This is a genomic window from Massilia norwichensis (assembly GCF_024753245.1).
In the GTDB taxonomy this organism is placed as follows: domain Bacteria; phylum Pseudomonadota; class Gammaproteobacteria; order Burkholderiales; family Burkholderiaceae_D; genus Telluria; species Telluria norwichensis.
The window spans coordinates 46416-59954 of sequence record NZ_JANUGX010000014.1; the positions used below are offsets into that span (position 1 = coordinate 46416).

A 13539-nucleotide genomic window follows, 5' to 3' on the forward strand; every position below is an offset into this window, starting at 1 on the left:
GCGGCAACGAATTTTCAAGATGCGAAACCTGAAGCGGGGCTTAGCCCACGCTCCGGCTCCGGTTCCACTTCCTCACGCGGCGTCGGCGGCGCGCTCCGGCATGCTGTCATGGGTGGCCAGGTCGCGCACATTCTTCTGCACCGCGACGATGGCAAACAGTACCAGCACGAAGGACATTGCATAGAAACCTTTTTCGCTCAGCAGCAGGCTCGCATTCCACAAGCCCACCGTCAGCAGCAGCACGGCGGCCGCCAGCGACATCCAGCACAGGCCGACGTACATGCCGGTCACCGGCAAACCTTCGGCGCGGTCGCGCACGGTCTTTTGCAGGGAGACCGCGGCAAAGCAGCCGTACAGCAGGAGCGTGAGGTAATACCCTTTTTCGTTGAGCTGCATCTGCGCATTCCACAGGCCGACCAGGTAAGCGAGCATCCCGATGAGCATGGCGCCCCAGGAAGCGCCCACGAAAGCGACACTGGGACGGGCATTCATTTGTTGCTGCATGGCATTCTCCAATCAGAAAAAGTTAAACTTTGTCAGATTGCAATGCCAGCGCCTTGCGCGCAAGCCAACACTTCTCAGGTATTACGCAATAGCCCGCCAGGTAGCAAACCCCGCGGCGCAGCAGCCAATCGAGCCCAGCAGGTGCAGGCTCGAATGCGCCAGCGCCCAGCCATAATCGCCGCGCTGCAGCAGCACCATCGCCTCGCCGGAAAAGCTGGAAAAGGTGGTCAACCCGCCGAGGAAGCCGGTGATGGCGAACAGCCGCCACTCGGGCGACAGGCCGGGATGCGAGCCGAAGAAGCCCAGCGCCAGCCCGATCAGGTAGCCGCCCACCAGATTGGCCACCAGGGTGCCGATCTGTATATGTGAGTGCAATTGGCCCAGGAAAATACCCAGGCCCCAGCGCAGCCAGGCGCCGAGGGCGGCGCCCACGCCGACGGCCACCCAGCTCATTGTCCAGGCACCTTCGCAGCCCACTTCGCTTTGGCGGTGTCGTCGCTGACGCGGGCGTCGACCCAGCGCGCGCCGTCCGGCGTCTGTTCCTTTTTCCAGAACGGCGCCTCGGTCTTGAGGTAATCCATGATGAATTCGCAGGCCGCGAAGGCTTCGCCGCGGTGGGCCGCGCTGCAGGCGACGAGCACGATCTGCTCCAGCGGCGCCATCGGCCCGACCCGGTGCACGACCAGCGCGCCGTACAGCGGCCAGCGCGCCCGCGCCTGCTCGACGATGTCCTGCAGCGAGCGCTCGGTCATGCCGGGATAGTGCTCCAGCTCGAGCTCGGCCACCTTTGCGCCGTCGTTCAGGTCGCGCACCGTGCCGACGAAGGAAACGACGGCGCCGATGCGCGGGTCGCCGGCGCGCATGCGTGCGACTTCCGCGCCGAGGTCGAAATCGTCCTGCTGTACCCGGACTTCATTGAAGAATGCTGCCGAACCCTGCGTCATTTGCCCTCCCGGGCCAGGCGCATGAACAGCTGTTCGATGCGCGACGCGGTGCGGGCATCCGCCAGGGCCGGCAGCGCGGCCAGTTCGCGCACCTGGGCGCTGCCGCTGGTCTGCCCGCCCTTTTGTCCGGACTTCAGCGAGGATTGCAGCACCTCGACCTGCAGTTTGAGGCGCTCGCGGGCGAATTCCGGACCGCTGTCGATGCCGGCGCGGATCTCGGCGCGCAGCAGTTCGTGCAGCAGCTTGTCGCGGTTGCGTTCCAGCAGCTGGGCGTAGCCGTCGCGGCCCTCCGGCAGCGCGCGCAGGGCGGCGTCGAAGCGGCCGCGCAGCGTGCGCTCCAGGTCGGCGTCGAGCGGCGGCAAGGCGTTCCAGCGCGCTTCCCAGTCGGTATCAAGCGCGCCCTGGCCGGCGACCGCCTGCTCGAGTTCCTGCACCAGGCGCAGCTTGTCGCGCAGCTGGCCGGCCTGGGCCACGCCGGCGGCACGTTTCGCGGCCTCGAGCTGGTGCTGGACCTGGGCCACGGCGGCGTGGTAACGCTTCTCGACCCTGGCCTCGTGGGCGCGCGGCACCGGGCCGATCGCCTGCCATTCGGCCGCCGCTTCGCGCAGCAGCTTGCCGGCGGTGGCCGGGGTGACGGTCGGGGCCGCCGCTTCCAGGCGCGCGCTGATCGCTTCCTTGGCGGCTTCGTGGGCGCGGCGCTCGATGTCGGCCTCGTGCATGCTTTCCTTGCGGCGCTGGAAGACGTCGTCGCAGACCGCGCGGAAGCGCTGCCACAGAGCCTGTTCGCTCTTGCGCTCCAGAGGCAACGCGCGCGCATGCTCCTGCCAGCGCTGCTGGAGCGCGCGCATGGTATCGAGCGCGTGGCGGTCGTGCGGATCGATCGCGGCGGCGGCCTCGATGATCGCTTCGCGCTCCGCCATTTCGCCCTTGCGCTGCTGTTCCAGCGGCCCCTGCAGGGTGTTCAGGGCGTCGGTGAACAGCGCATCCAGGCGCTTCTTTTCCTTGCGGTCGATGGCGCCCAGGTGGCTCCAGGCCAGGCGCAGGCGCTGCACGGTGCCGGCCACGTGCTTCCACTCGGCTTCGCCGGACTGCAGGCGGGCGATCTCGGCATTGGCCTCGTCGATCAGGGCCTGACCGCGCGCGGCATTGGCGTGGCGCTCGTCGGCCAGATGGCGGAAGTGGGCAGCCGCCGGCGCATAGGCGGCGGTGCAGGCGGCGTCGAACCGCTCCCACAGGCTTTTCGGGGCCGCGCCGGACAGGCTGTCGAGCGCCTTCCAGCGTTCGCGCATGCTGCCGACCTTCTTGGCCAGCTCGCTCATCGCCAGGTTCTGGGTCGGCAGCGCTTCCACCGATTTGATCAGTTCCTCGCGCGAGACATTGCCGCCCCAGCGCGCCCAGTCGGACAGGCGCTTGAGCTCGGCGCGCACATGGGCCAGGCGGTCGGACTGGGCCGGGCTCAGGCGCATGCCCTTGTCGCGCGCTTCCTTCAGCGACTTGTCGAGTTCGGCGGCGGTGCCCAGCGAACCCTGCTGCAGGGCCGCTTCCATCGCGTCCATGGTGTCGAGGAAATGCTGGTCGGCGCCGCGTTTTGCCTGCTCCTTGCCCTGCTCTTTCGCTTCCTTCGGTTTGGCGGCGGCCTCCTTGTGCTCGCGCGGCTTGCGCGGCTCGGGCTGCGGCAGGGTTGCCAGCAGGGCGTCGAAGCGCTGCTGCAGCGCGGCCAGGGCTTCCTGCTGCGTGCCCTGCTGCGGCTGCGGCAGGCGGTGCCACTCCTTGCGCAGCGCATCCGCGTTCAGCTCGGCGACGGGCTTGTCCTGCTGGGCGGCAAGAAACGCCTCGCGCGCTGCCAATGCGGCCTGGCCGGCTTCGATTTCATGCAGGCTGGCCTGCAGCTTCTGGGCTTCGAGACCGAACTCGGCCACCAGGCTGCGCGGCAGCGACGGGTGTTCCGGTGACTGCAAAGCCTGGGCCTGCTCCTGGGTCAGGGCGTCGAGCCTTGCCGCCAGCTCGGCCGCCGGCAAGGATTCGGACGGCAGCCGGCGCAGGCTGGCCAGACGGTCGATCATGGCGCGCTGCAGCTGCACCTGGGCTTCCAGGCGCTGGCCCAGCGCGGCACGCACCTCGCCGAATGCCTCCTGCAGCTCGGGCGCGGCGATCACCGCCCATTTGCGGTCGAGATCGGCAACATGGTTGGGGGTCAGCTGCGCATCCTTGAGCAGCGTGCGCGCCTGTTCGAGCATGGTCTCGCCGCGCCGGTGCTCGGCCTCGCGGTGCCGGTGCGCATCCAGGCGCGACTGCATCAGCTTGGCGACGCGGCGGTCGGTATTGCGCATCGCGCTGTGGACACGCTCGAGCAGCTCGGGCGTATGGATGCATTCGGCTGCGCTCAGGCGCAGCTCGGAAAATTCGCATTGGAGGATGAATTCCACCGCGGCAGCTTCGTCGCCCTGGATCTGGCTCAGCTTTTCCGCCTGCAGCGCGCGTTGCGGGGCCGCAGCCGAACCGCCGCCGGATGCGGCGGCCTGTTCCGGTTGCGGCTCCTGTCCGGCCGGCTGCTTGTCGCCGGACTTGTTGTCGCCCGGCCGCTTGAATAGGAACTCGAACATGATGAAATCGCACTTCCAAAATCGCCATCATAACAAAGAACCTGATGGCCTCGCGCCACCGGACTGGCGCGTGTACCTGGGTGCGCTGCGGTGAGCCTCAGTGCAACAGCGACAGCATGCCATGGCGCCGGCCGAAATCCGTCCCGGCATCGATGGCCGGCCCATGGCCGTGCAGCTCGTGGAAGGCATGACGCGGCGCGGGCGGCGCGGCGCGCTGCTGCCGCCCTGCCCCACGCCGTTCGCGGGCGACGGCGTCGTGCGCCAGCATCTGGTTGGCGATCGCGAACCAGGCTTCGCCGTGCACCAGACTGCGCGCCAGCGGAAACAGCTCGTGCTCTTCGCGCTCCAGGCGGCAGCGCAGGGCGCCGATGCAGCGCTCGACGGCTTCGTCGAAGGCATCGCGGTCGACGCCGCGGCTGCCCGCATCGACGCAGGCTTCGGCCGCGGCCAGCGCCTCGCCCGCGGTCCGGCTGATCTGCTCGAGATCGCGCAGCAGGCCATCCGCGGCTCCGGTCACGCGGCGCAGCGCGGGCACCAGGAACTTGTCCAGCTTGCGCCAGTGGCAGTCGCTCACCACCTGGCGCAGTTCCGCACACAGGCCGGCCGCCTGGCCGGGCGGCAGCAGGCCGTCTTCGTCCGGGATCGCGTGCAGCGCGCGCATCAGCGACTGCAGCGCCGAACGCACGGCGGTGTGTTCCACGGACAGGGCAACGAGGGTGTAAGTCGACGTCAGCATTCGGTCTCCGCTCAGTTTTTTGCCAACAAAAAGGTCTGCCTGACCGGCATGGTCGGGACAGGGACCTGAATGGGAGGCGTTGTTTTGAACAGGCCTGAAGGGAGGATGAACCCTGTGTTTAGTTCTGCATCGGCCTGAAAGAGCGTCTAGTGTACGAATCGCGCCCCGGGCCAGGTTTGATCTAGCACAAACCACAACCCCTCGCCCGCCCATCGCCGGCGGGCGGAAAAACGCTCAGGCGGCAGCTTGTTCCGGCGTGGCAAACAGGGCACGCAGCGCCGTCGCCACGCCCTCGGGATCGGTGCGCGTCAGCGCGACCGTCGGGCAGCCATGCCAGCGCGCGCAGCGTGTGACGGCGGCGGCGAGATCGCGCAGCAGGCGCTCGCCGACGCGCACGCCGAGCTCGAACACAAGCGATTTCAGTTCGAACACCCCGGCGGCGCGATGGGCCTTGGCGTCTATCCGTCCGATCAGTTGTCCGCGGCGCAGCACCGGCAACGTGAAATAGCCGTACTGCCGTTTCTCGGCCGGCGTGTAGCACTCCAGCCGGTAATCGAAGCCGAACAGCTCCAGCGCGCGGCGGCGGTCCCAGACGATGGGGTCGAAAGGCGACAGCAGCGTGCTCACGGTCGGATTCAGGCGCCCCTCCACCGTCTGCGCCAGCAGCGCGGCGTGCTCAGGGTGCACGAACCCCGGCTCCTTCCAGCCTTCGACGCGGGCGCGCAGCAGCAGGCCTTCGTCGGCCAGCGCCTGCGGCGCCAGGTGCGGCGGTCGGGTGCGGTGGTAGTCCGGGATCCAGTTTGCCTTGGCCAGCCCGAGCGCCTTCACCGCGCGCAGCACGAACGCGCGGCGGACCTCTTCCAGCGCCGGGGCCTGGCTGTCGTCCCAGCCGGGCAGCACGCGTTCGGCCAGGTCGTAGACGCGGTGGAAATTCTGGCGCCGCGCCACCATCACTTTGCCCGCCGTGAACAGCGCCTCGAGCGAACGCTTCTCGGGTTTCCATTCCCACCAGCCGCCGCTCTTGCCGTCCGTGCGCTCGAAGTCCGCCGCCCGTGTCGGGCCGTTCGTGCGGATGTGTTCGAGCACCCGCTCGACCTGTTCGGCATGCCCCTTCATCCACGACGCGCCCGACTTCCAGCCCATCGAGTCCGGGTCCAGCATGCGGTGGCGGTACAGGCCGTAATCCTCGGCCGGGATGAAGCAGGCTTCGTGCGCCCAGTATTCGAACAGCCTGCCCTCGGCCAGCAGTTGCTCCAACCAGGTTGGATCGTAGTCGCCGAGCCGGCTCCACAGCACCAGGTAGGGGCTGCGCGCGACCACGCTGATGGTATCGATCTGCAAGACGCCCATGCGACGGATGGCGGCCAGCACGTCCGCTTTGGTGGCGCGGGCGCGGCGCGGCTGTAGCATGCCCTGGGCGGCCAGATGCAGGGCGCGCGCGGCGTTCAAGCTGATGGTGAGTTCGCTCATTCGTGCATTCTATTGGAGCTATTGTCAGCTTGCTCATCTGTCCAAGAACTTTTGTCAGGCGCCGACGGTCTGCGATATAGTGAGCGCCCTGGCTCCTCCACACCTTCCTGTAAGAAACCCATGCGGCTGCTGCACACCTCCGACTGGCACCTCGGCCAGACCCTGCACAACTTCGACCGGACCCACGAACACCAGCGCTTCCTCGACTGGCTACTGGAGACCATCGTGGCCGAGCAGGTCGACGCCCTGCTGATCGCCGGCGACATCTTCGACAACTCGAACCCGTCGGCGGCCTCGCAGCGCCAGCTCTACCGTTTCCTGCAACAGGCGCGCGCGCAGTCGCCGCAGCTGGACATCGTGATCGTCGCCGGCAACCACGATTCGCCGGGCCGCCTGGAGGCGCCGGGGCCGCTGCTCGAAGCCCATGGCACCCGGGTGGTCGGCCACGTGACGAGGAACGGCGATGGCCAGATCGACCTCGAACGCATGGTGGTGCCGCTGACCGGCCGCGACGGCAGCGTGAAAGCCTGGTGCGTGGCGATCCCCTTCCTGCGTCCCGGCGACGTGCCGCGCGTCGATGCCGACAGCGGGCCTGACAATGCCGCGATCGACGCCTACCTGTCCGGCATCGCCCTGCTCTACCAGCAAGCCTATGCGCTGGCGCGCTCGCGGGCGACGAAGGGCGAAGCGATCCTGGCGATGGGCCATTGCCACATGGTGGGCGGCGATTCCTCGCCGGATTCCGAGCGCCGCATCCTGATCGGCGGTACCGAGGCGCTGCCGGCATCGATGTTCGATCCGGGCATCGCCTACGCCGCGCTGGGCCACCTGCACCTGGCGCAGAAGGTCGGCAAGCAGGAGCACCTGCGCTATTGCGGCAGCCCGATCCCGCTGTCCTTCGCCGAGATCAATTACCAGCACCAGGTGCTGCGCATCGACCTGGACGGCGACAAGGCGCGCGAGATCGTCCCGCTGCAGGTGCCGCGCGCGGTCGAGCTGCTGCGTGTGCCGAGCCAGCCGGCGCCCTTGCCCCAGGTGATCGCCGAACTGGTGGGCCTGGACCTGCCGGACGCCCCGCTGCACGAGCAGCCCTACCTGGAAGTGCGCGTGCTGCTGGACGGCCCCGAGCCCAGCCTGCGCGCCCAGGTCGAGGCGGCACTGGAAGGCAAGCCGGTGCGCCTGGCGAAGATCGAACCGACCCGCAAGGTGATCGCCGCGCCCGGCTTCGAACCGGCCCTGAGCCTGGACCAGTTGGCCCAGCTGCAGCCCGACGACATCTTCCGCCGCCTGTGGCAGCAGCGCTTCGGCGATGACGCACCGGCCGACCAGCTGGCGGCGTTTGCGGAACTGCTGATGGCCGACGAGCGGGGGCTGGCATGAAGATCCTGCGCATCGGCGGCAAGAACCTGGCTTCGCTGGCCGGCGAGTTCGAGGTCGACTTCGAACGGGAGCCGCTGGCCTCCTCCGGCCTGTTCGCGATCAGCGGCCCGACCGGCGCCGGCAAGAGCACCCTGCTCGACGCCCTGTGCCTGGCCCTGTACGACGAGACCCCGCGCCTGGACAAGAAACGCACCGGCAACTACCTGCCCGACGTCGGCGAAGACGTGCTGTCGGTGCAGGACCGCCGCACCCTGCTGCGGCGCGGCACCGCCGAGGCCTATGCGGAAGTCGATTTCGTCGGCAACGACGAAGGCCGCTACCGTGCGCGCTGGAGCGTGCGCCGCTCGCGCAACCGCGCCGCCGGCGCGCTGCAGCCGGTGACCATGAGCCTGCAGCGCCTGCCGGAAGGCCAGCCGATCGGCGCCACCAAGACCGAGGTGCTGGGCGAGATCGAACGCCGCATCGGCCTGTCCTTCGAACAGTTCACGCGCTCGGTGCTGCTGGCCCAGAACGAGTTCTCGGCCTTCCTGCGCACCGACGAGAACGAGCGCGGCGAGCTGCTCGAGACCCTGACCGGCAGCGCCGTCTACAGCGCGATCTCGCGCCGCGCCTTCGAGCGCTGGCGCCAGGAGCAGGAGGCGATGCGGCGCCTGACGGCGCGCCTGCAGGACCATGCGCCGCTCGCGCCAGCCGAGCGCGAAGGCCTGGAACAGCAGCTCGAACAGGCCAACGCGCAACTGGCGGCGGTGGACACGCGCCGCGCCGCACTCGAGGAGCGCCTGCGCTGGCACCAGGAGCTGGCGCGCCTGCAGGCCGCGGAAACCGCCGCCGAGGGCGCGCTCGGCGCCGCCAACGCCGAGCTGCAAGCGGCCGGCGAACGGCGGCGGCGCCTGGGCACGCTCGATGCCGTGCAGCCGGCGCGGCCGCTGATGGCCGACCTGGCGCGCCTGGCCGACGAGCAGCGCCAGGTCCAGTCGCAGCTGGCGGCCGGCGAACAGGAGCTGGCGCGCGCGCTGGCGGCCCAGCAGGAAGCGCTGCGCGGCCAGATGGAAGCCGAGCGCAAACTGGAAGCCGCCGAGGATGCCCAGCGCGCCGCGGCGCCGCAACTGGACCGCGCCAAGCTTCTGGATGCGACGCTGGACACGCTGCTGCCGGCGCACGCAAAAGCCCGTACGGCGCGCGACGAAGCGGCCGCGGAAGCATCCCAGGCCGAGGCGCAGCAGCAGGCCAAGGCGCGCGAACTGGCGGCCGCGCGCGAGTCGCTGCAAACCACCGCCGCCTGGCTGGACGGCCAGCGCGCACTGGAAGGCCTGGCCGGCCAGTGGAACCGCTGGGAACAGCGCCTGGCGCAGGCCGAGGAAGCCGCGCGCCTGGACCGCCAGTCCGCGGCCGCGCTGGTCGACGCCCAAGCCGGCGCCGCGCAGGCCGAGCATGCCGCCCAGCGCACCGCGGTGGCCCTGGAATCCGCCACCGGCCTGCTGGCCACGCGCGAGGCGGCGCGCCAGGCCGCCGTCGAGGCCCTCGCCGCGATCGACTCCGACCTGCTGCGCGACGAACGCCGCCAGCTGGACGCACGCCGCGAGCGCCTGGCCGCGCTGGAGCAGGCCTGGAACGTGATCCGCAATGCCCGCCAGCGCCTGGCCGAGCTCGACGCCGGCGCGCAGCAAACCGAGCGTGCCCGCAGCGCCGCCCAGGAAGCGCTGGAGGCCGCGCGCGCCGCCGGCATCGCGCTGGACGCCCAGGTGGCCCAGGCCGAGCGCCTGCTCAAGGGCGCCCAGCTGGCTTGCGCCGACGGCGTCGAAAGCCTGCGCGCGACCCTGGTCGACGGCGACCCGTGCCCGGTGTGCGGCGCCGGAGACCATCCCTACCGCCATCAGGACGAGCGCCTGCACGCGGTGCTGGCGAACCTGGCCGAGGAACTGGCGGCGCGCCGCCGCGAGCAGCGCGACAACCTGAACCTGCAGGCCGAGCAGCGCGCCGCCTTCGACGCTGCCGGCGAGAAGCTGGCGCAGCTCGGCCGCGAACGCGCGGGCCTGGCGGCGGACGTCGCCGAGCTGGAAGACGAATGGCAGAACAGCGAACTGGCATCGGAAGCCCCGGCGGAAGCCGGGCGCCAGGCCTGGTTCGCCGGCCAGGCCGCGCGCCTGCGCGCCGACCTCGATGCGCTCGACGCCCGCGACCAGGGCCTGGGCCGCGCCCGGCTGGCGCGCGACGCCGCCCAGCAGGCCTGGGACCAGACCAACGCCGAGCACGCGCGCCTGCTGCAGGCCGCGCAACTGGCCCAGGGCCAGCTGGCAAAACTCGATGCCGACATCGCCGGACTGACGGCGCGGCGCGAGGCCGCGGCGGCCAGCCTGTCCGCGCTGCTGGCCGAACTCGACCCGGTGCTGAGCGAGGCCTGCGGCGACGGCTGGCAGTCCGCCTGGCAGCGCGACCCTGGCGGCTGGCGCGCCGCGCGTGCGGCCCAGGCCCGCGAATGGCTGGCAAAGTCCGAGCTGCAGGCGCGCCTGGCGAACAGCATCGCCACCCTGTCCGCCGGCCAGGCCGCGCTGGACGAACGCGTGCAGCAGGCGCTGCGCCAGCGCGATGCGACGGCGGGCGAATTCGCGCGCATCGACGCCGAGCTGCGCGAACGCCGCGCAGAACGCGCGCTGCTGTTCGAGGGCCGCAAGGCGGTCGAGGTCGAGCAGGCGCTGGCTGCCGCGGTGAGCGCCGCGCGCCAGTCGGTGGCCAGCTGCCAGGCCGCCAGCCTGCAGTCGGCCCAGCTGGAAGCGCGCGTGCGCGCCGCCCAGGCCGAGGCCATGAAACGTATCGCCGACCTGCAGGGCGCCTCCGCGGATGCCGCCACGCGCCTGGCGCAGTGGATCGAGGATTTCGCCGGCAGCGACCCGGATCTGGAGCCGGTCGAGAACGAGCAGCAGCTCGCCAGCCTGCTGGCAGTGGGCGCCGCCCGCATCGCCCAGGAACGCGAGGCGCTGCTGGAACTGGATGGGCGCGCGCGCCAGGCCGGCGCGGTGCTGGCCGAACGGCGCGAGCAGCGCCAGCAGCATCAAGCCCGGCAAGCAGCGCTGCCGGCGATCGCCGCGGAAGGCGATGCGGCGCATGCCGACACGCCGCTGGACGCGGATATCCTCGCGCGCCTGCTCGACAGCGTGCAAGCCGAACGCCGCACGGTGCACGAGACGGCCGCCGGCCTGGCCCTGCGCATCCGCGAGGACACGCAGCGGCGCGAACGGGCCAGCGCGATGATGGACGAGATCGAACGCCAGCGCGCGATCGAAGAACGCTGGGCCAGGATGGCGGAACTGATCGGTTCCGCCGACGGCAAGAAGTTCCGCAACTACGCCCAGCAATTCACGCTCGACGTCCTGCTCGGCTACGCCAACATCCACCTGGCCCAGCTGGCGCGCCGCTACCGTCTGGAGCGCGTCGCCAGCCAGGCCGGCCCCTCGCTGGCGCTGATGGTGCGCGACCAGGACATGGGCGGCGAGATCCGCTCGGTGAACTCGCTGTCCGGCGGCGAATCCTTCCTGGTCTCGCTGGCGCTGGCGCTGGGCCTGGCCTCGCTGTCGTCGAACCGGGTCAAGGTCGAGTCGCTGTTCATCGACGAGGGCTTCGGCAGCCTGGACAGCGATACCCTGGGCGTGGCCATGGATGCGCTGGACGCGCTGCAGTCGCTGGGCCGCAAGGTGGGCGTGATCTCGCACGTGCAGGAGATGACGGAGCGGATCTCGACCAAGGTGCTGGTGCGGCCGGCCGGCGGGGGCAGCAGCGCAATCACCGTGCAGTGAGCGGTGCTAAAATGCGCCCTTCACTCGTCGTTCCCGCGCAGGCGGGAACCCAAGTTTGTTCGCATCACGCTGACCGAGCCTGGATTCCCGCCTGCGCGGGAATGACGGTCTCACGCTTAACAACTCTTTCTGAATCCCGATGAACAAACCCGCCCGCTTCCTGACCTTCAAGTGCGCCAAGTGCGCCAAGCCGGTCAAGGTCACCCTGCAGAAAGTCTCGGCCTGCTCGCACATCCAGCCCTACCAGGGCATCTGCGAATGCGGCGAGATCAAGCGCCATGCCACCGGCAATCCGGAGGCCGTGAAGTCCTACGTCGAGTCGAACGAGCTCCACTGGCACCACCACCATTGATCGGGCGCCCTTCGTGACTACCTCCCGCATCCACTGGATCGAGAACGGCGAAGAGCGGACGGCGCTGTGGCGCTCCGAAAGCGGCTGGCCGGCGCCGAAAAAGGTCGTGCTGGCCGACGACACCATGAACGCCGATGCCGCCTACCGCCTTGCGCTGGACGGCACCGCCCTGCTGTGGCGCGGCGACTTCCAGAACGCGCGCCAGCTGCTGCAGGCGCTGGTGCGCCGGATCGAGCACAAAGGCGCCCGCAACAAGCGTGCCAAAGCCCCGGCCAAAGCGGCGACGCTCACCGAACAGTTCCACCGCCATCGCCTGGCCCAGCTGCAGCGTGCCCGCACCCTCGCCATGCTGCTAATCCCCTTCGAGGCCGACTACACGATCCCGCTGCGCCGCGCGCCCGAGGTGCGTGAAGCCTGTGCCGAGGCGTATGGTCCCGGCAGCGAGCCTTTTGTGGCCTCGCTGCGCGAACTGCTGGGCGTGATCGGCGCCCACGAATGGCGCCGCAAGGGTGTCTTCATCCCGGCGCTGGACGAGCGCATCCACCCCTGGTACGGCGTGTTCTCGCCGGTGCGCGGCGAGTACGTGGAGCTGGTCGCGCAGGCGCCCCTGCCCCCGGGCGCGACGGCGGGCGTGGCCTTCGACATCGGCGCCGGTACCGGCGTGCTGTCGGCGGTGCTGGCGCATCGCGGCATGCAGGGCGTGATCGCTACCGACATGGACGAGCGCGCGCTGGGCTGCGCACGCGCCAACGTCGAGCGCCTGGGCTTGCAGGGCCAGGTAGAGATCGTCAAGGCCGACCTGTTCCCGCAGGGCCGCGCCAATCTGGTGGTGTGCAATCCGCCCTGGCTGCCGGGCAAACCGAGCTCCGCGATCGAATACGCCATCTACGATCCGGACAGCCGCATGCTGCGCGGTTTCCTGGTCGGCTTGAAGGAACATCTGCTCGACGGCGGCGAAGGCTGGCTGATCCTGTCCGACCTGGCCGAGCACCTGGGCCTGCGCTCGCGCGAACAGCTGCTGGGCTGGATCGCCGCTGCCGGCCTCGAAGTGGCGGGCAGCCACGACATCCGCCCGGTGCACCCGAAGGCCAGCGACGCGGACGATCCGCTGGCGGCGGCGCGCATGGCGGAGGTCACTTCGCTGTGGCGTCTCAAAATCGCCGGCTGAGTAGCCTGATTTGCACTTCAGGCCAGGAAGCGATACAATAGCGTTCTCAGACGCGGGGTGGAGCAGTCTGGCAGCTCGTCGGGCTCATAACCCGAAGGTCACAGGTTCAAATCCTGTCCCCGCAACCAAATACTGTACGACAGAAGCCCGAATCTCAAGCCCAATCTTGAGCCGGGCTTTTGTTTTCTGGGCCAGCGCAGCGCATGAGAGACAAGAAAGACAACGCCACCTTCGACCTGCCGGGCTTCGAGCCGGGAGAACTGGTCGAGATCGTTGCTTCCGAACCGAAGCGCCCTGCCCAGCGCACCCGCCGCAGCACCATCAAGCAGGAACAGATCCCGCTGCTGAATCTCGACGAGACCGACGCCACCGGCCTGCCGGTGTGGAAGTCGGATCCCGATCTGGACTTGACCGGCTTGCCGGTCTGGAAGCCGGCGGCGTAAGCTGTACCCGTCAGCCTGAATGCCGTCATTCCCGCGCAGGCGGGAATCCAGTTTGCACGCATTTCGATAACGCATGCAGAACCTGGATTCCCGCCTCCGCGGGAATGACGTGCGTACGGTAACCCTCCAAATTAAATCGCCACGGCAC

General features: G+C 69.6%; 11 protein-coding genes and 1 tRNA gene. 6 read left to right on the top strand and 6 right to left on the bottom strand.

The window, feature by feature from the left end:
• Positions 1–72: 72 nt before the first annotated feature.
• The 6 genes from yiaA to NX782_RS13175 all read right to left on the bottom strand — a co-directional run bounded on the left by yiaA (position 73) and on the right by NX782_RS13175 (position 6257).
• The gene (gene yiaA / locus NX782_RS13150; protein ID WP_258845920.1) at positions 73–504 is read right to left on the bottom strand and encodes an inner membrane protein YiaA; all 432 of its coding nucleotides are present in this window, start codon (positions 502–504) and stop codon (positions 73–75) included.
• Positions 505–585: 81 nt separating this feature from the next.
• Positions 586–957, bottom strand: coding sequence for a fluoride efflux transporter CrcB (gene crcB / locus NX782_RS13155; protein ID WP_258845921.1), 372 nt, complete (start codon positions 955–957; stop codon positions 586–588).
• Positions 954–1448 (bottom strand): molybdopterin synthase catalytic subunit MoaE, encoded by a 495-nt coding sequence (gene moaE, locus NX782_RS13160; protein ID WP_258845922.1) that lies wholly within the window; start codon positions 1446–1448, stop codon positions 954–956. The genes crcB and moaE overlap by 4 nt, the downstream gene beginning before the upstream one ends.
• Entirely contained in the window at positions 1445–4051 is a 2607-nt protein-coding gene (locus NX782_RS13165; RefSeq protein WP_258845923.1) for a DUF349 domain-containing protein, read from the bottom strand. Before NX782_RS13165 ends, moaE begins: the two co-directional genes overlap by 4 nt.
• Before the next feature lie 97 nt (positions 4052–4148).
• Complete coding sequence (locus tag NX782_RS13170) at positions 4149–4787, bottom strand: hemerythrin domain-containing protein (RefSeq protein WP_258845924.1); 639 nt, start codon at positions 4785–4787, stop codon at positions 4149–4151.
• 234 nt (positions 4788–5021) lie between these two features.
• Complete coding sequence (locus NX782_RS13175) at positions 5022–6257, bottom strand: winged helix-turn-helix domain-containing protein (protein WP_258845925.1); 1236 nt, start codon at positions 6255–6257, stop codon at positions 5022–5024.
• A gap of 120 nt (positions 6258–6377) precedes the next feature.
• Between NX782_RS13175 and NX782_RS13180 the strand changes: the two genes are divergently transcribed.
• The 6 genes from NX782_RS13180 (at position 6378) to NX782_RS13205 (ending at position 13391) form a co-directional block, all read left to right on the top strand.
• Positions 6378–7637, top strand: coding sequence for an exonuclease SbcCD subunit D C-terminal domain-containing protein (locus NX782_RS13180; RefSeq protein WP_258845926.1), 1260 nt, complete (start codon positions 6378–6380; stop codon positions 7635–7637).
• Complete coding sequence (locus NX782_RS13185) at positions 7634–11428, top strand: AAA family ATPase (protein ID WP_258845927.1); 3795 nt, start codon at positions 7634–7636, stop codon at positions 11426–11428. The genes NX782_RS13180 and NX782_RS13185 overlap by 4 nt, the downstream gene beginning before the upstream one ends.
• A 139-nt stretch (positions 11429–11567) precedes the next feature.
• Entirely contained in the window at positions 11568–11780 is a 213-nt protein-coding gene (locus NX782_RS13190) for a hypothetical protein (RefSeq protein WP_258845928.1), read from the top strand.
• Positions 11781–11793: 13 nt separating this feature from the next.
• A complete protein-coding gene (locus NX782_RS13195) occupies positions 11794–12948 on the top strand; it encodes a methyltransferase (protein ID WP_258845929.1) in 1155 nt (384 codons plus the stop codon).
• A gap of 51 nt (positions 12949–12999) precedes the next feature.
• Positions 13000–13076: transfer RNA gene (locus NX782_RS13200), tRNA-Met, on the top strand.
• A 75-nt stretch (positions 13077–13151) separates the two neighbouring features.
• Positions 13152–13391, top strand: a complete 240-nt coding sequence (locus NX782_RS13205; protein ID WP_258845930.1) for a hypothetical protein — start codon at positions 13152–13154, stop codon at positions 13389–13391.
• Positions 13392–13539 lie beyond the last annotated feature (148 nt).

Excerpts from the sequence above, each read along its gene's own strand:
- yiaA (WP_258845920.1), bottom strand. The coding sequence starts at position 504 with ATGCAGCAACAAATGAATGCCCGTCCCAGTGTCGCTTTCGTGGGCGCT.
- crcB (WP_258845921.1), bottom strand. The coding sequence starts at position 957 with ATGAGCTGGGTGGCCGTCGGCGTGGGCGCCGCCCTCGGCGCCTGGCTG.
- moaE (WP_258845922.1), bottom strand. The coding sequence starts at position 1,448 with ATGACGCAGGGTTCGGCAGCATTCTTCAATGAAGTCCGGGTACAGCAG.
- NX782_RS13165 (WP_258845923.1), bottom strand. The coding sequence starts at position 4,051 with ATGTTCGAGTTCCTATTCAAGCGGCCGGGCGACAACAAGTCCGGCGAC.
- NX782_RS13170 (WP_258845924.1), bottom strand. The coding sequence starts at position 4,787 with ATGCTGACGTCGACTTACACCCTCGTTGCCCTGTCCGTGGAACACACC.
- NX782_RS13175 (WP_258845925.1), bottom strand. The coding sequence starts at position 6,257 with ATGAGCGAACTCACCATCAGCTTGAACGCCGCGCGCGCCCTGCATCTG.
- NX782_RS13180 (WP_258845926.1), top strand. The coding sequence starts at position 6,378 with ATGCGGCTGCTGCACACCTCCGACTGGCACCTCGGCCAGACCCTGCAC.
- NX782_RS13185 (WP_258845927.1), top strand. The coding sequence starts at position 7,634 with ATGAAGATCCTGCGCATCGGCGGCAAGAACCTGGCTTCGCTGGCCGGC.
- NX782_RS13190 (WP_258845928.1), top strand. The coding sequence starts at position 11,568 with ATGAACAAACCCGCCCGCTTCCTGACCTTCAAGTGCGCCAAGTGCGCC.
- NX782_RS13205 (WP_258845930.1), top strand. The coding sequence starts at position 13,152 with ATGAGAGACAAGAAAGACAACGCCACCTTCGACCTGCCGGGCTTCGAG.